16 protein-coding genes are annotated in these 20,323 nt (G+C 42.2%); 4 read left to right on the top strand and 12 right to left on the bottom strand.

Translation table 11 applies throughout. The annotated features are described in order from the left end of the window. Positions 1 to 121 precede the first annotated feature (121 nt). The 5 genes from JMW90_RS10375 to JMW90_RS10355 form a co-directional block, all read right to left on the bottom strand. Positions 122 to 1,009, bottom strand: a complete 888-nt coding sequence (locus tag JMW90_RS10375) for a DUF4377 domain-containing protein (RefSeq protein WP_201563914.1) — start codon at positions 1,007 to 1,009, stop codon at positions 122 to 124. A 646-nt stretch (positions 1,010 to 1,655) separates the two neighbouring features. Next, positions 1,656 to 2,318 carry a glutathione S-transferase family protein gene (locus tag JMW90_RS10370; RefSeq protein WP_201563912.1) on the bottom strand — a complete coding sequence of 221 codons (663 nt, stop codon included), beginning with the start codon at positions 2,316 to 2,318 and terminating at the stop codon, positions 1,656 to 1,658. Between the two features lie 282 nt (positions 2,319 to 2,600). Next, complete coding sequence (locus JMW90_RS10365; protein ID WP_201563910.1) at positions 2,601 to 3,239, bottom strand: peroxiredoxin; 639 nt, start codon at positions 3,237 to 3,239, stop codon at positions 2,601 to 2,603. A gap of 261 nt (positions 3,240 to 3,500) precedes the next feature. After that, positions 3,501 to 4,256 carry a phospholipase D family protein gene (locus JMW90_RS10360; protein WP_201563908.1) on the bottom strand — a complete coding sequence of 252 codons (756 nt, stop codon included), beginning with the start codon at positions 4,254 to 4,256 and terminating at the stop codon, positions 3,501 to 3,503. Between the two features lie 143 nt (positions 4,257 to 4,399). Continuing rightward, positions 4,400 to 6,139, bottom strand: a complete 1,740-nt coding sequence (locus tag JMW90_RS10355; protein WP_201563906.1) for a glutamine--tRNA ligase/YqeY domain fusion protein — start codon at positions 6,137 to 6,139, stop codon at positions 4,400 to 4,402. 396 nt (positions 6,140 to 6,535) lie between these two features. Here JMW90_RS10355 and JMW90_RS10350 point away from each other — a divergent pair, with 396 nt between their 5' ends. Together JMW90_RS10350 and JMW90_RS10345 are read left to right on the top strand one after the other, a co-directional pair. Continuing rightward, complete coding sequence (locus JMW90_RS10350; protein WP_201563904.1) at positions 6,536 to 7,051, top strand: peptidylprolyl isomerase; 516 nt, start codon at positions 6,536 to 6,538, stop codon at positions 7,049 to 7,051. Between the two features lie 61 nt (positions 7,052 to 7,112). Continuing rightward, positions 7,113 to 7,961, top strand: a complete 849-nt coding sequence (locus JMW90_RS10345) for a UDP-2,3-diacylglucosamine diphosphatase (RefSeq protein ID WP_201563902.1) — start codon at positions 7,113 to 7,115, stop codon at positions 7,959 to 7,961. A 137-nt stretch (positions 7,962 to 8,098) separates the two neighbouring features. Here the strand turns inward: JMW90_RS10345 and JMW90_RS10340 are convergent, their stop codons facing one another. From JMW90_RS10340 to surE, 3 genes are all read right to left on the bottom strand, one after another. Continuing rightward, positions 8,099 to 9,403, bottom strand: coding sequence for a lytic murein transglycosylase (locus tag JMW90_RS10340; RefSeq protein ID WP_201563900.1), 1,305 nt, complete (start codon positions 9,401 to 9,403; stop codon positions 8,099 to 8,101). An 85-nt stretch (positions 9,404 to 9,488) separates the two neighbouring features. Next, positions 9,489 to 10,292 (bottom strand): M23 family metallopeptidase, encoded by an 804-nt coding sequence (locus JMW90_RS10335; protein WP_201563898.1) that lies wholly within the window; start codon positions 10,290 to 10,292, stop codon positions 9,489 to 9,491. 123 nt (positions 10,293 to 10,415) lie between these two features. Beyond that, positions 10,416 to 11,225 carry a 5'/3'-nucleotidase SurE gene (gene surE / locus JMW90_RS10330; protein WP_201563896.1) on the bottom strand — a complete coding sequence of 270 codons (810 nt, stop codon included), beginning with the start codon at positions 11,223 to 11,225 and terminating at the stop codon, positions 10,416 to 10,418. A 532-nt stretch (positions 11,226 to 11,757) separates the two neighbouring features. Between surE and JMW90_RS10325 the strand changes: the two genes are divergently transcribed. Beyond that, positions 11,758 to 12,192, top strand: a complete 435-nt coding sequence (locus tag JMW90_RS10325) for an MCR_0457 family protein (RefSeq protein ID WP_201563894.1) — start codon at positions 11,758 to 11,760, stop codon at positions 12,190 to 12,192. Positions 12,193 to 12,670: 478 nt separating this feature from the next. After that, entirely contained in the window at positions 12,671 to 13,837 is a 1,167-nt protein-coding gene (locus tag JMW90_RS10320; protein ID WP_201563892.1) for a D-alanyl-D-alanine carboxypeptidase family protein, read from the top strand. A 244-nt stretch (positions 13,838 to 14,081) separates the two neighbouring features. Here the strand turns inward: JMW90_RS10320 and JMW90_RS10315 are convergent, their stop codons facing one another. The 4 genes from JMW90_RS10315 to JMW90_RS10300 all read right to left on the bottom strand — a co-directional run bounded on the left by JMW90_RS10315 (position 14,082) and on the right by JMW90_RS10300 (position 20,273). After that, positions 14,082 to 15,938, bottom strand: coding sequence for a sensor histidine kinase (locus JMW90_RS10315; RefSeq protein WP_201563889.1), 1,857 nt, complete (start codon positions 15,936 to 15,938; stop codon positions 14,082 to 14,084). Positions 15,939 to 16,157: 219 nt separating this feature from the next. Continuing rightward, on the bottom strand, positions 16,158 to 17,600 hold the full coding sequence (der, locus tag JMW90_RS10310; RefSeq protein ID WP_201563887.1) for a ribosome biogenesis GTPase Der: 1,443 nt from the start codon (positions 17,598 to 17,600) through the stop codon (positions 16,158 to 16,160). A 447-nt stretch (positions 17,601 to 18,047) separates the two neighbouring features. Beyond that, the gene (gene bamB / locus JMW90_RS10305) at positions 18,048 to 19,256 is read right to left on the bottom strand and encodes an outer membrane protein assembly factor BamB (RefSeq protein ID WP_201563885.1); all 1,209 of its coding nucleotides are present in this window, start codon (positions 19,254 to 19,256) and stop codon (positions 18,048 to 18,050) included. A gap of 222 nt (positions 19,257 to 19,478) precedes the next feature. Then, positions 19,479 to 20,273, bottom strand: coding sequence for a YfgM family protein (locus JMW90_RS10300; RefSeq protein ID WP_201563882.1), 795 nt, complete (start codon positions 20,271 to 20,273; stop codon positions 19,479 to 19,481). Positions 20,274 to 20,323: the final 50 nt, after the last annotated feature.

The following is a 20,323-nucleotide window of genomic DNA, read 5'->3' as shown; positions in this document are numbered from 1 at the left end:
GTGTTAAAAATGCTGATAAAACAAGCATAAAAAAACACGCGTCCAAATGGTGCGTGTGTTTTTTAACTTTACTATTTAATATCACTATTAAATATCGCTATTGAATAATAATTAACCACTTCTATTCTACCACTGAGCTTTCAATCACCGCATCCAAAACATAAGCGTATGCTTCGCCTTCTGCATTCTCGTCGCTATCTAACTGGTAACGCTGTAGACGTAATACTTCATCATGCTTGCCATCATGCTGATAACCATCAATTTCACCATTAAATGCAGACCACTTGCCTTCACTGACTTTAATACCTTGGTCATTATAAGTGACTGATTTCACTTGCAAGCACATCTCTGAGCTATTATCGGCGCACGCTACTTTATTAGCATTTACTGCCCAAAATACAGTCTCGCCCTTACCGTCGTACTTGGCTTGTGATGTCAGCCTACCTTTCCAAGTCAAGGTGACAGCGTTGCTCGTCACTTGCGTTAGTACTGGGTTCTCACCTTCAGTAACACTTATCTCACTAGTGCCTTGCATCAACGTGTCTAAAAGATTTTCTGCTTTATTTAGATTTTCGCATAGCATTTTAGCACTCATACTATCTTCGGTCTTGAGCATATGATCTTGCACCTCATAACTTGCACTCATAGTGTTGCAGCCTACACCATAGTTCAGGGTGTTATAACCTTGATTCTGTTTAAACAACAGTGTTACTTGGTTCTTAATATCTACAAGTGTCGTTATGACAGCGCCACCACTTTTGTCATCGATATCGAGTAGTGTCCAACGATAACGCTCAAGATTTTCAATCATTTGTTCTTCCGCACTCATCTCGCTCGCCTTAGCTAACGTCGCATTGTTATGCTCCATATCAGCATCTGCGGTGCTAACATTAGTATCGACTGACTGAATATTTACATCCGTTGAAACAGAAGCATCTTGGCAAGCACCTAATGCCAAACTTATCGCTAGCATACTGGGTAATAGGGCAGATTTAAAAGAGAGTGTCATGAAGATCATACCTTACGGTTATACTTTACAGTTACTTTTTGATTCAACCTTTTAAGTCACTCAACTGACAAAACCTAAATATCACAATGACCATTTAGATATAAATCAGACAATTTAAAAGGCATTTAGAGCTTAAAGGGCATTGAGAGCGACGTTTGTAAAAGAGTAATAGTCTGACCACTATAGCGCTCATGGCTAACATGGATGTAACGAAGTGTTTAATTTTATAGATTCATAGTAAATTTCACATATAGTCAAAATACTCTAAAAACGCTACGGTACTGCTGGTGCAAATTTTTTGCAGCCTTTGTCTGCATGGGCACAGCAAGCAAGCAAGAAAAATTGATACCAGCAGTAGATAATGTGTCGATATTACTTTCCACTGACTATACATGCTATCTTTATTTTGGTGGTGTATCAAAAAGTATGCTGATTAAAATTTAAACAATTCTTGAAGCCTTGAAAGCCCTGTAGGATCAGAGAACGTAGCATAGATTTCTTATTGACTTTTATCGCCAGCATACTTTTTAAAACACCACCTTTATTTTTAATGTTAGCCATAACAAAACAGCCTTGCGTCGTTAGGAGTTATCTCCATGACGCAAGGCTGTTGCTACTTATCGTTAAGTTTTAAAATCTTAGCGCGCTAGTCCTCTTCATGAACAGGTTTGGCTTTTGCCATGTTTTTAATACTAAAACGCGCGTTCATCATCTGATAAAAACGGGCAAGATTGTCACCCTGCTCATTGGGATTAACTTGAAGGACTTTGCCAAAATCCAGCCCCAAATACAGCACAATATCAGCAAAGCTCAGCTGGTCACCGACCAGATACTCATGACCGTCTAACATGGTTTCAAAATATGCCAAGGCTTTGACAGCACGTGCGATAGATGGCGCAACAAACTCTGGTACTTGCTTAACACGCTGGGCTTTGGACGGGTGACTGTGCTGAAAAGCGAGCATAAAGTTATAGAGCACCTCAAACTCAGCGATGCGGCGCATAGAGCACACTTGCGCACGCTGTACCACATCATTGCCCATCACCGAACGCTCACCATAAACACGGTCGAGATACTCACAAACTGCTTGCGAGTCATTGAGTACGGTACCGTCATCTAATGTCAAAACGGGCACTGTCTGCATGGGGTTAATCTTAGTAAATTCTTCTGAAAATTGCTCTCTAGCAGCAAAATCAATGTCTATCACATCGATATCATCCATATCATCGACATCGATACCTTTTGAGGCGAGCAAAATAAGGGCTTTACGGGGGTTGGGTGCGGTACGGGTGATATATAATTTTTTCATAAAAACTCCTTGTAAGGTGGACTTAAAAGCGACTCAGCGATGCTGTACTTTATTATGATTGTCGTGTCATCAAGTATTAAATGCATTATTTAAGTATTAACGATAACGATTCATATCGCAATCATGCACACTTGATTTAACAGTTATAACGTACTCTGCTCATCATAGCAAAGCCTTATTTAGCTGATGGTTGATACCAAGCTGAATAGCAAAAAGCCCCACAACTTTACATTATGGGACTTTTTGAATCATATCTTAGTCAAGCTCATATGCTCCAGCTTACTATTTATTAGGTGCAGGAGTGGTACGTAGATACGGCTTAATTTCTGTGTGACCTTTTGGATATTTGGCAGCGATATCTTCATTTTTGACACTTGGCGGAATGATTACATCATCACCATCTTTCCAGTCTACAGGTGTTGCGACGTTGTATTCATCAGACAATTGCAGCGCGTCAATCACGCGGATAATTTCGTCAAAGTTACGACCACAGCTGGCAGGATAGGTCAGCGTTAGGCGAATTTTTTTATTTGGATCAATGATAAAGACGCTACGTACCGTATGGGTGCTGTCTGCATTTGGATGCATCATGTCATACAGCTCAGCGACTTCTTTATTAGGGTCAGCGATGATTGGGAAGTTTAGCTCAGTACCCTGAGTCTCGCCGATGTCTTTTGCCCACGCATGGTGATCATCGATACCATCAACAGAGATACAAATCGGCTTTACGCCGCGCTTTTGGAACTCGCCATTTAGCGCAGCAGCGCGGCCAAGCTCAGTGGTACATACTGGCGTAAAATCGGATGGATGTGAGAAGAAAACCACCCAGTTATCGCCCGCCCACTCATGGAAATTGATATCACCCTCAGTGGTGGTCGCGTCAAAATTTGGTGCAGTATCGCCTAAACGTAAATGTGCCATGCTTAATTCCTTATTTATGATTGTGACGAGCGCTATTATCGAATCCTATCCATACGCTCTATTATTATCAAAGACATACTCGGTGGTTAAAATACCTACCAAGCATCTTAGCAAAAAACTCACTTTATCTTAACAAACTGGTTATGAATGTCTTGTGACGGATTGTAATGCGGTTATTCCCTTTATTACTAACACGAATGTAGCAAAACTATTCTTTGAAAACAAAGTAATGAGCTAAAAAGTGAGAAGTTAAGTAGACGTTTATATCACCATACCTGAATCCCACAAGCAAAACTCGCCAAACTTTCCGCGCTTACTGGTGCCACCTGCGGCACGTCCAGCATCGGTCAATATCAGCTCCCCTTCTTGCTCTTGTAGATAACCAGCTGCCAGCAATTTCTCGTTTAATTCTTGCGTCTTAAATCCAAGTTCTTTAGCAAACTTCGCCGTTGTCAGCTTAGAATAGTTAGAAGTCGCTACTTCTGTAGGTTTAGCAGAATTAGTTTCAGTAGGGACTTGAGAAGCACTCTCAGAACTAAGGTTGTTATCAACACTATTACTAGGCTCAATTATTTTTTCAAGTGACATTCTCACTTCATCACTAATACGAATGATACGCTGCGATTCTTCATAAGTATCGGCATAGAGCTTCGCATCTTCGTTACGGTAAATCAGCACACCCATTTCATTATTATTTACTTGGCTAAATTCATAAAGGTTTAAGCTAGTAATGATGCACTCATTTTCGTTCAGGTAGCATTTCGCATGTAGATTTTTGCAAAAGCTGGTGCGAATAAAAGTCAGATTTTTGAGCCAGTTTATTTCTTCTGGGTGTAAGTCATTTTTACCATAAACAATACGGATATCAATTTTAAGGCGATTGCGGTCTTCTAACAGCTCTTTAATACGCTCATTCAGCTTTAGATAGGGGCTAATAATAATCAATCTGTCGGACGCATTTTTAATCAACTCTTCTAAATGATAAGTCGTACCACTACTGTTTAAAAATTTTGCCATTTTACTGCCCTCATCATCTATGATTAAAATTTGTGCTTATTCACAAAAAAGCCCATCCCTAGCGTACTAGAAATGGGCAAGCTTGCAAACCACTATTGTTCAGTATTTTCTGACAAATAAATATTAATTGCGCTAATGATAACTTAAGCAGGTTTATAACTATCACGTAAGCTCACGATTTGGTTAAAGACCGGCTTATCACTGCTATGATCTTCGCTATCAGAGATAAAGTAACCTTCACGCTCAAACTGGAAGCGCGTGCCAGCATCTGCATTGACCAATGATGGCTCAACCACGGCATTTAGCTCAGTCAATGAATTAGGATTCAATGCTTGATGGACGTCAACGACGTTACTTGGGTCTTCAACACTAAATAGCTGCTCATACATGCGTACTGTCGCTGGAACGCCTTGACTCGCTGATACCCAATGAATAACGCCCTTCACCTTACGACCTTCAGGATTGTTGCCCAAAGTAGCCGGATCAATCGTTGCTTTAAGTTCAACCACATTACCGTTATCATCTAAAATATGCTCAGTCACCGCCAACACATAAGTATTACGCAGACGAATCTCATTCTTCTCCGGTGATAAACGTTTATAACCTGCTGGCGGCTCAATCTCATAATCACCTTGATCAATATAAATGGTCTTAGTAAATGGGATTTCACGCTCGCCCATATCGACATTAGGATGATTTGGCTGAGTTAGCCATAGCGTTTGCGAGGCATCGTCAAAGCGCGCATGAACGCTATCCGCCTTTTGCGACTCCCAACTGCTAACCGCATCGCTAAAGTTAGTAATGGTCACTTTTAATGGTTTGAGCACTGCCATGCCACGTGCAGTCGTTGTCTCTAACGACTGACGAATACTAAATTCTAATAAGCGAAAGTCTACAACACTGTCCACTTTGGTCACGCCAACACGCTCACAGAAGTCACGTAAGCCTTCTGGCGTATAACCACGGCGACGCATGCCAGCGATAGTCGGCATACGTGGATCATCCCAACCGCTGACGATATTTTCATCAACCAGCTGCTTTAATTTGCGTTTACTGGTCAAGGTATGGTCAACATTTAGGCGGCTAAACTCATATTGATGCGGCGGTTGCTCAAAGCCAACTTTTTCTATTGCCCAGTCATAAAATGGACGATGGTCTTCAAATTCTAGCGTACATAATGAATGGGTAATGCCTTCGAGCGCATCAGAGAGTGGATGAGCAAAGTCATACATCGGATAAATGCACCATTTATCCCCCGTTTGGTGATGCGCTTGATGCATGATGCGATAAATAACAGGATCGCGCATGTTCATATTGGGGCTTGCCATATCAATCTTGGCACGCAACACGGCTTTACCTTCTGCAAACTTACCCTCTTTCATGTCATCAAAGAGTTGCAAGTTTTCTTCGATACTGGCATCACGATGTGGTGACGCTGTGCCTGCCTCATTGAAAGAGCCACGATTTTCTTTGATTTGCTCAGGCGATTGCAAATCTACATAAGCATCACCTTGTTTAATCAACTGCACTGCCCAAGCATACAACTGGTCAAAGTATCCTGAGGCATGGTGTGCTTGCCCTGCCCACTCAAAGCCCAGCCATTTTACATCGTTCTCGATGTTATCAATAAAGTCTTGCTTCTCTGCCGTTGGGTTGGTGTCATCAAAGCGCAAATTACAAATACCATCGAACTCTTTTGCCACACCAAAGTTTAGGCAGATGGATTTTACATGGCCCAAATGCAAGTAACCATTTGGCTCAGGTGGGAAACGGGTGACAATCTGTTGGTACTTTTGCGCATTAACATCATCACGAATGATATTACGAATAAAGTCGTTTTTTTGTTCGTCTTTTTGTACAGGGTTGCTTGAGTGCTCACTCATCGGGCATTGCTCCTAACGCAAATGGTCCATTCATGCGACGTGCCATCACGCCTCATAGAAAATTCAAAATATGGGGTAAAATAAAACAAGCTATTAAAACTAGAATAAGCCATTAAAATCGTACTGGTTTATAAGAACTCGACTTGTAAAGATATGAGTCATAAAACAGTGAGTGATAAAAATTTAGCTATTTAGAATGCATGATTAAAAGTGACTGCAAGTAATTGGAAATCAGTAAAGTTGCGTTATTCTATCAGCTTTTGCGAACCCATTAACAGCCTGATACATGACACGGGATAAAAAAGCCGTTAGACTAGCCATAACTTTTTAACCACCAGCTTTTTAACCACCACTTAACAGCGTCATTTTAGGCGCTGCAATCAAAAGGAATATCACATGGTAGACATGCCACCAGTAGTAGAACTTGACACCAATATGGGTGCGATCGTTATCGAACTCAATGAAGAAAAAGCGCCAAAAACGGTCGAAAATTTTTTAAATTATGTAAAATCTGGTCATTATGACGGCACCATTTTCCACCGCATCATTGATGGTTTTATGATTCAAGGCGGTGGAATGGACGCTGACATGAATGAAAAAGCCACCAACAAGCCAGTAGAAAATGAAGCAGACAATGGTCTAAAGAACGACGCTGGTACGATTGCGATGGCACGTACGCAAGATCCACATTCAGCGACTAGCCAGTTTTTCGTTAACGTCAAAGACAACGATTTCTTAAACCATTCTGGCAAAAATATGCAAGGTTGGGGTTATACCGTCTTTGGTAAAGTAACAAGCGGTATGGATGTCATCGAAAAAATGCGCGGCGTACCAACCGGTCGTTTCGGCATGCACGCTGATGTACCAAAAGAGCCAGTGGTCATCAACTCAGCAACTATTATTTCTGAATAACAGTTACTCAGTAAAAGCGTATGACAAATCACTATTTATTAAGTGATGAGGATAAAGATAAATGCAAAATTTTAATCATCTTATAACGACCCGCCCTCATGAGGTGCGGCAAGTTTTGATTAGCGATTTGCATTTATCGCCTGAAGAGCCTGCCTTAGTGCAGGCTTTTTTGGCGCTGCTTGATGATTGTTTAGCCTTGCCAGAGCTTAAATGCTTGTTTATTTTGGGCGATTGGTTTGAAGTTTGGCTCGGTGATGATTTTTATTTGTCTTTATCCGACGAGGAACGACAAATACATTGGCTCACTCCACTTATCGTTAAGTTAAAAAGACTGCGTGTTGCTGGCTGCGAGATTTTGGTCATGCATGGTAACCGTGACTTTTTGTTAGGTCAGCCATTTTGCAATCTATTCGGTGGTGAGCTGATTTACGAGCCATATACCTTAACGGTTGGACAGCAAAACTATCGCTTAGAGCATGGCGACGCATTGTGCATTGATGATAAAAAATATCAGTTTTTTCGCAAAATCATGCGTAACCGTTTGACCCAGTGGTATCTGCTTAATAAATCGTTAGAGAAACGCTTGGCAATCGCTGATAATATGCGGCAAAAAAGCCAGCAGAATAATGCCAATAAGGCGGCTTACATCATGGATGTTAATGAAAGTGCGGTGATACAGGCAGTGAAAGATAGTGATGCTTTGCTACACGGGCACACTCATCGCCCCGATATTCATCCGATTAGCAATGATAAGATACGCTATGTACTCGGTGATTGGCGGCTGTTAAATAGCGGCACACGCCAGCCAAAAGTAAGTGCAGTGATTGGGGCCGTCACAGCAAATGTAGGTGAAGATATTATTGCTGATAGTGCAGAGTTTGGACTATTTGAATTTAAAATACTTGTCTAAATATCTAAACTGCTACCGTCAATTCCCATATAATAAAAAACTCCGCTATTAACGGAGTTTTTTTATTTATTAACATCGTTATTTTTAAACAACCACTGCAAATAGCGGTTGTCCAAAAATAGTGACTTCAGTCTATCTCACCATGACGCTAGTGAAGACGCGCTACGCTGAGTAATAAAACCATCTGGGGTCTGACCATTGTCTGCTTGCCAGCGCTGGAACGCATTGCGAGTATTGGTACCTACGATACCATCAGAGCCTTTTGTATCGTAGCCTGAGCTTGTCAAACGCTGTTGTAAATTGCGTACTTGCGACGTTGACAACGGACGCTCATAACGCGGCCATGACTTTTGTAATCCGCTTTGACCGGCAAGCGCTTTACCCAATAAGCTGACACCAAGCGCATAGCTTGATGAATTGTTATAGACTTTTATAACATCAAAGTTTGGACTGAGTAGCAGCACTGGACCGTCTTTACCTGCTGGCAGCCACAACTCCATTTGAGTGTTACCGTCCAAGGACACATCGACTATGGTATCGACGCCCATCGACGCCCATCTAGCAGCAGGCTGCTTGGTGCCAACCAGTGTGTAATCAAATGATGAGGGAATGGTTGCTTCGTAAAAAGGTGCCAAACCACGTACCCAACCTGAATTGCTCAGATAATTGGCAGTAGATGCCAAAGCGTCGCCCGTCGACCATGGATTGCGGTGTCCATTACCATCGCCATCAACGCCATGTTTAAGCCACGTATCAGGAATAAACTGCGTCTGTCCCATACCGCCTGCCCAAGAGCCATCGAGCTGTGACCAAGAGACATCGCCGCGCTGTAATAGTGTCGCTAATGATAACAACTGCGTTTCAGCGAATTCTTGACGGCGACCATCATAAGCAAGGCTGGCAAGCGAGCTTGGAATACTACTATTACCCGTTACCACGCCGTATGACGACTCCATGCCCCAAATCGCTGCAATGATCTCTGCATTAACCCCATACTGCGACTGTAACTGCGATAAATATGTGCGTTGTTCAGTAAACTTACCCTTACCAGTACTGACGCGACCATCTGATACCGCAGAATCAACATACTCCCATGGCATTTTTGAAAACTCTGGCTGACCTGAGTCAAGTGAGATGACTTGCTGATTTAAGTACGCAGAATCGAGCAGACGACGAACCGTAGCAGCATCATGACCGGACGAAATCGCGCGCATAGAAAAGTCAGACTTCCAATCAGAAAAGCTATTGTAGTTTGGCTTTGCAGCGGGCGTCGGTTTAATGACTGGTGCTGTGGTCGGCTTCACTTGAATGGTTTGGGTCTGGGTAATTTGCACATTACCTTGACGAACCGGCTTATTAGGTTGCTGCATCGCCTGCTGACTGGTACAGCCGACCATAACTAGCGCGGGAAAAAAGGCAAGGTAGTGTTTGTTTAATCGCATAAGAGGTCTCAAGTATCCGTAAGTAAGGTGGCAATGCTGCAATATGGCTTAGATAATTCCATTTAATAGCCAAACAATAAGAAATTTAACGCCCTAGTACCGCTCGTGGATCGATAGGGTTACCATTTAAGCGTACTTGAAACTCCAAACCCACTTGATTGGTCTGACCACTATTACCCATATTTGCGATACGTTGACCGCGCTGAACGCTATCGCCTTCTTTAACCAACAGCTGGCTGTTATGCGCATAGGCAGTGATATAGTTATCACTATGACGAATCATAATCAAGTTGCCATACTCTGGCAGCCCGTTCCCCGAATAAAGAACCGTACCTGATTGGCTCGCCTGCACCGAATCGCCAGCGTTACCGGCAAACCACATGCCCATCGTGCCAGATGCGGCGTCAAAATTACGCGTTATTTGATTGCGAGTCGGATATTCATAGCCTGACGTTGCATTGGCAGTCACTTCATAGACAGGCGGTTGTGAATAGTTAGGGGTGCTTGTCATAGGCGGCGTATAGGTTGGTTGTACTGGTACAGATTGAGTATTGTAGCGATTATTATTGCTATCGCGCGCCGGTTCTCCTTGCCACAGTTTTAGCCACTGACCACTATAAATGGTGTATTTACTGTCTAAGCCATTCAGTGCACCAATTTGGCGGAAATTAAGATTATAACGCGCCGCCACTTGACTGACCGTATCGCCGCGCTGTACACGATGATAGTTAGGAACCCCTTGATTATTGGTGATAATCTTCGGTCCCGCTTGGCTAGCTGATTGATAAGTTGGCTTGGTAGCACAGCCTACCATCGTTACTGTGGCAGCAGCCACCGTGCCCAGCAATGCCACTGTGATAAATCGCGATCCAGCAATAAGCTTCTTCATACAAGATTTCCTATTCTTTATGTTACGTACAAACTCCTTGTGTGACTCACAAGCATTTTGCTAACTGTTATACCGTTTAAGTGTTTAGCTATCTTAGCTGCCATCATCAATATTCGATTCATCTTACAGCATTAACGCTGATAGCATATCGAGTGCAGCGGCTGGGGTATGATGCAGGCGCACAGGTGATAGACTGATGTAACCTGCGGCAACCGCTTGATCATCGGTCATAATAATGCCAGACGAATCACGATCAGTACTGTCTGCCAATGTATCCTGACGCTTGCGTAGTGACAACCAATATGCATCTCGCCCACGTGGATCAACCACATGATGGACAGGACGCGCTATTTGCCTATGCCCCAAAGTTGTCATTTTGCGACCGTTGATCTCACTAGCATTACTCACATCAGGAATATTAACGTTTAATACGTGATAGGGCAAATTTTTGCAAATATCCAATATTGGCGTATCTGTCAATAACTTAACAATCTCATCTGCTGCTGTTCGATAATGAGTGGTACATTCTTGTTCACTGCCTTTTGCTCCGCCGCCCACCAATGAGGTTGCGATAGCGGGTATGCCAAAAATCTGAGCAGTCAATGCCGCCCCAAAGGTACCAGAAAATAAAACATCCTGACCGAGATTAGCGCCTGAATTGATCCCTGTAATGACACAATCGAAATCTGTCTCAGGATACAACTCATGCAATGCCAAATAAATACAGTCAGCCGGTGTGCCATTGACAGCAATAAAACCAGAAGGCAATTGGTGCGTATATAAGGGTGTGGTGATACTCAAGGCACTGGCGCAGCCACTTTGCTCACTATTTGGCGCAACCACCATGACCTCGGCAATAGTAGATAATGCCTCGTATAACGCCAGCAAACCTGGTGCATAAACTCCATCGTCATTGCTCATTAAAATCTTCATATTTACTCAATCTATTTATGAATGACCGTTCATCCGCTTATCTACGTTATTCACGTAAAGTTGCTATAATCATCGCTATTGATATTAAAAGTACTGTATTTAAAAGCACTGTATTTAAAAGCATAATAATCAAAGCTGTATTTGCTGTTAATATTGACCGATTATATTTACTGAAATATGATATAGCGCTGATTATTTCGGGCGATTATACCCTAATAGTACCTAGACACGAACCCGCTCTTTATACACAATCTGCATAACACTTCATTTTAACAAGTGATTTATCCATAGTAAGACCCCTAGTTTTCAGCATTAAAAACCCACTCTGAGGTTACAGTAGGCTACAACCCACAACAATTACAGCTTATACTTTTATGTTGAAGTAACTTACCGATTTATAATACGGATATGTTGCTGAATACTTGATTTGGCTCACAATATCTCTACACATAAAGCAATATTTTATGTGACATTTGTTTTTTTACCCATTAACATAGCACCATTAAATAAAGATAAGCGAGTGTGATACTGAATGAAAAATCAATCGATATTATCTACGGCTTCTTTGGTGGCAAAGAGTGCCTCAAAAGTCGGACTGGCAGCACTGATAACGTCTATTGCTATGCTGTCTCAAGCAACGAATGCTGCGCCTAATGCTGCGACAACCATACCTCTAGATTTATCTGGTATCAATATCACCAAACATGAAATTGCGGTGATGCAAGTGCTATCAGAGATATGCCCGCCCATGCTAAATGGTAAGCAAAAACAGCGTTTTTATAAGTCTTATAACGTGCAGCTTCATGAGTTGATGCCGTCATTAGAAGACCCAAAAGCGGCTATCCAGTACTTGTCTACTCAGCAAGATTACCGTCAAATTCTGCAAGGTATTCGTAGCTGGACAATGGGCTTTGCTAAGCAAGAAAACAAAGCCTTGTGTGAAGATTTAGCAGACGCTGAATATTAGTAGTCATATTTTATGGCCAAGCGACGTCAACTAACGGATATTAAGTAGATGACGATCTTTATCATTAACGACAATCATCCAATGGCATCTTTATTTAAACTCCCTGTAAACATACTGAATTAGTATGGTCGTAAGATGATTTTAAGCCCTTATTCGTTCAAGTCACCTGCTATAAAAGCTTGCTGTTATCCTTGTTAAATCATAGGAATAACAGCAAGCTTTTTTGTGAGCAAATTTTACAAAATTACTCACTCTATTTTAGTCCAGTCTTATTTTATTGTATTTATCGTTTCCCCATCGGGCGGCATTTTGCTAAGATAAGGCGTTAATTTTATGTCCGTTGCTTTAGTCTCCTCTACTCTCAAAAAATCCATGGTTTAACCTGAGATTTAAGACAGTCTGCCAAAGATTGTTTAAAGATGTGGTGTTGGGTATAAGTGACAGATACATTTGTTTTTATGATGCGGTGTAACAATCTATGACAGTAAAGCGTGTGAAAAAACAGCTGGTGCAGCTGGTAGTGGGTGTCAGTGTTTCTATGGCTGCAGTGATGGCAAGTGCAGCCATACAGTCGCCTGAGATGGAGAATACTGCCTATGTATTAATGGACTATAACACGGGTGAAATTTTGGCTCAGAAAAATGCCAATCAAGCCCTACCGCCAGCGTCTTTGACGAAAATGATGACCAGTTACATCATTGAGCAGCGCTTAGCATCAGGTGACCTCAAAGAAACCGATCAGGTATTGATGAGTCAAAACGCTTGGTGCCGCGGCAGTAGTAGCCAGTCGTGCATGTATGTACCGGTGAATAAAAGCGCCAGTGTCATCGATATGCTACGCGGCATTATTATCCAATCAGGTAATGATGCCTCAAAAGCGATGGCGGAGCATATCGCTGGTAGTGAAGCGTCATTTGCTATCTTGATGAATGAGCAAGCGCAAAAGATTGGTATGAAGAATAGTCATTTCGTCAACTCTACTGGTATGCCTGATGAGGGTCACCAAGCATCTGCTCTAGATTTGGCCAAACTGTCACGCGCTATTATCAAAAACAGCGGCGACTATTACGGCATTTATTCAGAAAAAGAATTCACTTACAATGGTATCACCCAAGGTAACCGTAACGCTTTATTGGCAACCGATCCGACAGTTGATGGTCTAAAAACAGGACATACGGATGCAGCCGGTTATTGCTTGGCAGCTTCAAGCAAGCGTGAAGGTATGCGTCTAATCTCTGTTATCATGGGCACTGACAGTCAGCAAGCACGTGCCGATCAGTCACGTGAATTACTTAACTGGGGTTTTGGTCACTTCACAACCGTTACTCAAGCACCTGCTGGGCAATTTGTCGGCAAAATTCCTGTCTGGTTTGGTGAAGCAAAAGAGATAGAAGTGGCGACGGCTGATAATTTACAGATTCTAACCACTAAGACGCAAAAGAATAAAATCACTACGGTGGTCGATATTCCTGAAAGCTTAGAAGCACCTATCAAAAAGGGCCAAGAAATCGGTAAAATGATGGCTGTTATCGATGGCAAAGCAGTTGCTTCTGTACCTGTAATTGCGACAAGCGATATTGAGCAATCAGGCTTTATGAGCCGTATCTGGCAACGTTTCTCGCGTTGGGCACAGAACTTATTTTAAGCAAAATGAGGGTGTTTTGAAATAATACTTCAATTATGACATCGATATAAAAAAGACGCCCCATATCGAGGCGTCTTTTTTATGTTTAAAACTTTCTATTTTAAATATAGTCAGAGAAAAGCAATATCGATACATCAAGTACTGCTGATATTAATTTTTCTTGCTTGCTGTGCCTATGCAGACAGAGGCTGCAAAAAATTTATACCAGCAGCACTGTAGCGTTTTTGAGATATTTTAAATATTTTTATGACCATGACAACCAGCTTTTTAACAAATCACTCAGCGCTTTGCCCTTGTATTTGGCCACTTCGCAATAGTCTATACCTGCCGTTTTTAAAACAAACTCAAAATCGGCTAAATGTTGTGCTTGCTGTTGTGGATACCAAAATACTAGTAACGTTCGAGACTCTGTCTCGGCGGCACGAATACGACTCGCTAATGACGCCGCCTTTCTGGGGAACACATCTTCTGCAAACATCAGTATGTCAAATTGCTTTGCATGTATCTCATCGATAACCAGTTGCTCATGTTGATAGCACACAACATCAGCACCTAAATGCTGTAATTCATCTACCAACAACCCTTTTTCATGGTAGTAATAATAAATAATTTTTAAGCCACGCAGATGGTGCTGCTGTTGAGAGTGGGGTTTATGGGACAGAGGAATAGTAATCGTAAAATTCGTGCCAATACCTAACGTACTATCCACTTCAACGCTGGCATCCATCAACTGAGCCATTTGCTTAACCACTGGCAGACCAATTCCCGACCCTTCGTACTGACGAGTTTGCGATGAATCTACCTGAAAAAACGGATTGAAAATATCTTCGATAAAATTACTATCAATCCCGATACCGGTGTCTTTCACGCTAATTTGCCAGCGACTGCTCTTATCAAAATGGGTCAGTTGCGAAGTAATGGTGATTTGACCTGCTGGTGTGAACTTCACCGCATTACTGACCAGTATCGCCAAAATTTGCTGTATTCTTTCGGCATCGCCTTCGAGAATATAATCAATATGATGAATACGACTGATTAACGTTAAGCCTTTATTGTTAATAGCTGGCTCAAAATCCGCTAATAGATCAGCGATTAATTGTAATGGATTAAATTCGTGTACATGCAGGCTAATCTGACCTTTTTGCAGTTGATTTAACTGAATGATTTGATCCAAGGTCAAGACCAATTTGTCACTACCTTCTCGGATAATATCGACCGCGTCTTTTTGCTCGTGATCTAACTTCTTATCATCCAATAGCTGCAAGCCGCCAACGATCGCATTTAGTGAAGTTTTTAGCTCATGGGTAATCATACTTTGGAAATTATGTAGCTGTGCATCAAGCGACACGTCTTTGTGATGTATTTGTTGCTCAAAAACCGCCAGCGCCTGATAGTCTTGCTTTGCAATTTGCAGACGATCAAATAGGATAATAAAAGCCTGTTTAATCTGTGCCAATTCCTGAAACTCAAAACGCTGCGGAATAAGAGGTAACTGATTAAGCTCTGAATTTTTTATGACCATATCGCACGCCGCAGTCAAACTGGCGATATCTTTCGACGGCCAATTCAGCTTACGCAGGATAAATAATGCCCAAATAATCGCCAATAGCGTTGTCATAAGCCATAGCAGTAGGTTCTTTTTAATCCAATTCTCGCGCAGCGTTGCTACATCTAAGGTGATATTAAGATAACCAACCAAAGCATCTTCTTTAGCTGAAAGAATTTTGTTAGTAGGATCGCCAACGACTGGATAATTGAAGCTGACTGTATTAGCAAATAACGCATTTTTCCAATCATCTCTTGATTGATTGGCGTCAACAATAGGCTGAGAGGTGGTATAAAACAAAATACTCTCGATGCCTTGCTCTTTTTCTAACAAAAAATGTATTTGTTCATCAACGATATCGGTGGAATCTGCTACCGATGCACTGATGGTCAGTAAAGTCGCCAAATCCTGAATGTGCTGACGCGTGTCTTTGTAATAGTGAACAAAGCCATAGATAAAAGATACTAAAAGACCTGCCAATACAGCCAAAACCATGGTCTGCATGATAGAGTGCCAAATAAGCGTAGGAAGTGTTTGAGGCGGACGGTTGTTCATATCACTCAACTGAGTTAAGACAACTTCTGATTATAGTACAGGTATTCTATAGCAGTAGTGAAAATTGATATTTTAAAGCAATTAACGAATAGTGCCTAAAATTGTAAAATGCCATGACAACTGATACAGCCGTCACGACAAAGCACATTTAAAAAGCATGATAGAGATAGTATCAAAGGGTTTTTATCTGCTCACTACTAAAGCACTAATATGATTACATTAACGCTTTTTATCTTTGTTGGTAAATCTCGGCTTATCTTTGGTGGTAAATTTCTGCGTACGATTACGTTCACGTTGACGCAGCTGTTGGGTTTTTGCTTTGGTTGGCGTATCGCTTTTGTTAGCGTACGGGTTCTCATTAAGTTTAAAGACCACGTTTAGTGGCGTGCCTTCTAACTTAAATACCTGACGGAATTGATTTTCAAGATAGCGTTGATAGCTCTTAGGTAACGAGCCAGTCTGATTGCCATGAATCACGATAACGGGCGGATTGTGTCCACCAATATGCGCGTAACGCAACTTAATACGGCGACCAGCGACCGTTGGCGGTGGATTGGCAGTAACGGCATCTTGCAAAATCTGCGTCAAACGGTTGGTTGATACCTCAAACATAGATGATTGATAAGCGCGCAAAATAGACGGGTATAAATTACCCACGCCCGTACCATGCAAGGCTGAGATTTGATGGACTTTTACATAAGGGATAAAGTTGAAACGGCGATCCATCTCAATCTTAATATAGTTCTTTTGATCGGCAGTCAGACCATCCCACTTATTAATCGCGACGACCAAAGCACGACCTGCGTCCAACGCATAGCCAATCATATGCAAGTCTTGATCGACGATACCTTCATGAGCATCAATGACAATAACGGTCACGTTAGAATCTTCAATGGCTTGCAAAGTCTTAATAACTGAGAATTTCTCTACTTTTTCATCGATTTTACCACGGCGACGAACACCAGCTGTGTCAATCAATACGTAATCTTTACCCTCACGCTTATACGGGATATAGATACTATCACGAGTGGTGCCTGGCATATCAAAGACGACAACGCGGTCTTCACCAAGCAAACGGTTAACAAGAGTCGATTTGCCAACGTTTGGACGACCGATAATGGCAAGTTTCAAACCTCTTGGCTCTATGATATTTTCTTGATTGGGCATATCAGCGGTCAATACTTCAAGCAGGTTGCCGACACCGCGGCCGTGACTTGCCGCCATTGGATAGGGTTCGCCTAGACCTAATGCATAAAATTCAGCAGGCGCCGAATCATGCACGCCATCAACTTTATTGGCAACGACATAAACCGGTTTGCCAAGAGTATGCAAAAACTTACCAATCTCAGCGTCAGCACCAATCATACCAGCACGCGCGTCGACCACAAACACAATGATGTCGGCTTCATGAATGGCAGTATACGACTGCTCAGACATATAGTCATCAATATCGCCTCTGCCATCGTCCGCTTCACCAATACCACCGGTATCAACGACAATAAAAGCTTTGTCTTCGTAGGTCGCATCACCATATTGACGATCACGAGTCAATCCTGACAAATCAGCAACCAATGCCTGCCGACTTTTAGTGAACTGATTAAATAAGGTGGATTTACCGACGTTTGGACGACCAATTAAGGCGACCACAGGCTTGATACTCATGGGTTACTCTCAGTGAAAGGCACAATGACGGACAGTGCGACCACTTAGGTAAAATCTCTTTTACAAAGCTGCTATTATGACAAAGTACCAAATAGTGATAATAAAACAGCGAATAGTGGCAGTTGACCGTAAATTTAAATGAATGATAAGATAAAACGATAGACAGAAAATAGTTCTTGGCTATCTTACAATGAATAAATGATATTCAGAAGATTGCATCATATATGGACATTATCTGTCACTATTATATATAGATAATGTCAACAATGCACCGGTCGCATAGCGTACGCGAAAGCTGATATGTAAACAAGCAATTTTAAAAGGCATTAAACGCTGACTATGCAGCGTTTTCTGTTCATTTTGCTATTAGCTAACTTACTATTAGGTGACCTGTTTAATGAGCAACATTAAAAAATGCTCATTAAATAGGACTGCAAGTCATTAAGATTAGCGTGCTAACTGCCAAATCGCTACTTGACCTGAGGTGCTTTGGGTCATTAAGCGGCTGCCTTGTACTTGCAAATTGGTTAATGCGCCTTTGGTCTGGACACGGCTGACAATCTTACCTGTGGCTGGGTCAAATAAATGCACTACCCCATCAAAGTCGCCTACTGCAATATAATTGCCAACCATCATAGGATTGGTCAAATGACGATAGGCCAATTCTTCACTTTCCCATAAGACAGCGCCATTGCTGCGGTTATAAGCAACCACTTTACCGTCTAAGCTCGTCGCAACCACTTGCTGATTGTTGACTGCAAGGGCTTTTAAACTGGCAAGCTCATTAACAAACATCACTTGGCGCGATGCCAAATCAATACCGAGCAACTGACCACTATAGCTGATAGCAAATAACTGATTGTTATCTACAATCGGCATGCCATCAACATCACTCATGCGCTCAACTTCGCTGCTACCTGTACCCACACCAACGCGTCTTGACCATAATGGCAAACCATTATCTACTGTAACAGCATGCAAACGTCCATCGGCAGTCGCTAGCAATGCGGTTTTGGCATCCAGTAACGTCGGTACAGCGCTACCGCGTACACTAATCGCAGGAACTTGGGTAGCAAACTTCCAGACTGACTGACCGGTCTGTAGTGACAAACCATGCAAAAAGCCATCATTGGCTGACAGGATAACGCGGTTATTGCTGATCAGTGCTGGCGTTAGCACTGATCCGGTGAGCTGTTGCTGCCAACGTTTTGCACCTGTTGTGCTATCAAATGCCATAACCAGACCGCCGCGAGTACTGATAATAGCAGTTTGGCTTAGCTCGTCTATCGCAACACCACCTGTAATCTGATCACCAACATTCACCGACCATAAACGTTGACCAGCTTTATCAAAACCAACCAGATCACCACCGCGCGAAGCAGTAACGATTTGCGAATTGGCATAGCCAACTTGCAAAGTAAGCGGGTCTTTTTTACTGACGTTTTTATTACCGAGGTCGGTGCTAAAGACCGGCTGCAACACACTAATAGGTTGCGCGATTTGTACCAATTTTACCGGGTCGTTGACGACTGGCTTGATACCTCGATTACACCCAATGACCGCAGTTGCCATCACTGCAATTACGGCTACATGCATGGCCGTTGAGCGCATGGTTTTGGCCTTTGTGGTTTTGTTTGAGCGGATAGCTTGAGTCATTATAGGTCTCACTACAAATAAATTAATCATTAATAAATTAGCGTTCAATCAGAGATAAAAACAATAATAACCTCGTACAAATAATTGTCGGCTATCATTATCCTTTTTACTGATGATGCTACTTCCTTTGTAGAACGGTTTGAGATATTACTATATCTATCGAAATCAGCACTAAACTTGCTAGTGCTCAGTCTTTAGTAGCAAATCTTTATTACTAAAATTTTATGCACCAGCACCGGTATTAGCTGCTACTGAATCTTTACTCACTGGTGCTTGAGATATTGCCGTAGATTCTTGAATAAGGTTGGTTTGCTCCGCGATAGGCTCAGCAATGATACCCAAACTTTCCATTTTTAATGCCAATACGGCACGCGTTTCTTGACGCTCGCGTAATAAACTCCAAGCATTATTATAGGATTTAATCGCTGAGTCTGTATTGTCTTGTGCCAAATAAATATCACCAAGTAATTCTTGCTGACTCGCTTCAAACGAGCTTGGCATATCACGACTGGCTTCTGTCAATGCCGCTTTTTCATCACCAGCTGCCAAAAGCGTGGTCGCATAACGCAAACGGGTAATCGCCTCTAGACCTGCGTCACCCAAATCAATCGCTAATGCTTTTTTAAAGGTCTCGCCTGCTGCTTTAAAATCATCACTGTCCACTTGCTGACGCGCTTTAATCATTAGAGCCTGCCAAGCATAGATCGATTCTCCATGAGTACCAACTAAGCTATCGATATTCTTATTTAGCTGAGTACTACTCTTCTCTAACGATGCTTTTGCCTCCGCTTCTAGATCCGGATTTTGCGATGCCAAGCTCACTTCTTCATTAAGACGTTGAATATCCGCATATTGATCGGCTGCAACGGTATCGACACGTGCATGATTGTCTTGCCAATAAGTCCAGCCAAAGTAGGCGGCTAACGCCAATAAAATTGCGGTGACAATATAGCTGCCATACTGCTTTAACGCTTGCATTGAGTTGTCTGCATTCGGCGAATTAGGGGTCAGAGCCATATACTTTTACCTGATAAGATTGTTATTAAATTACTAATGCTAAACCCAAT

It is taken from the genome of Psychrobacter glacincola (assembly GCF_904846215.1).
GTDB lineage: Bacteria > Pseudomonadota > Gammaproteobacteria > Pseudomonadales > Moraxellaceae > Psychrobacter > Psychrobacter glacincola.
The sequence above is the reverse complement of the archived record's forward strand: the minus strand, read 5'-3'. Positions and strand labels throughout refer to the sequence as shown.

Excerpts from the sequence above, each read along its gene's own strand:
- JMW90_RS10375 (WP_201563914.1), bottom strand. The coding sequence starts at position 1,009 with ATGACACTCTCTTTTAAATCTGCCCTATTACCCAGTATGCTAGCGATA.
- JMW90_RS10370 (WP_201563912.1), bottom strand. The coding sequence starts at position 2,318 with ATGAAAAAATTATATATCACCCGTACCGCACCCAACCCCCGTAAAGCC.
- JMW90_RS10365 (WP_201563910.1), bottom strand. The coding sequence starts at position 3,239 with ATGGCACATTTACGTTTAGGCGATACTGCACCAAATTTTGACGCGACC.
- JMW90_RS10360 (WP_201563908.1), bottom strand. The coding sequence starts at position 4,256 with ATGGCAAAATTTTTAAACAGTAGTGGTACGACTTATCATTTAGAAGAG.
- JMW90_RS10355 (WP_201563906.1), bottom strand. The coding sequence starts at position 6,139 with ATGAGTGAGCACTCAAGCAACCCTGTACAAAAAGACGAACAAAAAAAC.
- JMW90_RS10350 (WP_201563904.1), top strand. The coding sequence starts at position 6,536 with ATGGTAGACATGCCACCAGTAGTAGAACTTGACACCAATATGGGTGCG.
- JMW90_RS10345 (WP_201563902.1), top strand. The coding sequence starts at position 7,113 with ATGCAAAATTTTAATCATCTTATAACGACCCGCCCTCATGAGGTGCGG.
- JMW90_RS10340 (WP_201563900.1), bottom strand. The coding sequence starts at position 9,403 with ATGCGATTAAACAAACACTACCTTGCCTTTTTTCCCGCGCTAGTTATG.
- JMW90_RS10335 (WP_201563898.1), bottom strand. The coding sequence starts at position 10,292 with ATGAAGAAGCTTATTGCTGGATCGCGATTTATCACAGTGGCATTGCTG.
- surE (WP_201563896.1), bottom strand. The coding sequence starts at position 11,225 with ATGAAGATTTTAATGAGCAATGACGATGGAGTTTATGCACCAGGTTTG.
- JMW90_RS10325 (WP_201563894.1), top strand. The coding sequence starts at position 11,758 with ATGAAAAATCAATCGATATTATCTACGGCTTCTTTGGTGGCAAAGAGT.
- JMW90_RS10320 (WP_201563892.1), top strand. The coding sequence starts at position 12,671 with ATGACAGTAAAGCGTGTGAAAAAACAGCTGGTGCAGCTGGTAGTGGGT.
- JMW90_RS10315 (WP_201563889.1), bottom strand. The coding sequence starts at position 15,938 with ATGAACAACCGTCCGCCTCAAACACTTCCTACGCTTATTTGGCACTCT.
- der (WP_201563887.1), bottom strand. The coding sequence starts at position 17,600 with ATGAGTATCAAGCCTGTGGTCGCCTTAATTGGTCGTCCAAACGTCGGT.
- bamB (WP_201563885.1), bottom strand. The coding sequence starts at position 19,256 with ATGACTCAAGCTATCCGCTCAAACAAAACCACAAAGGCCAAAACCATG.
- JMW90_RS10300 (WP_201563882.1), bottom strand. The coding sequence starts at position 20,273 with ATGGCTCTGACCCCTAATTCGCCGAATGCAGACAACTCAATGCAAGCG.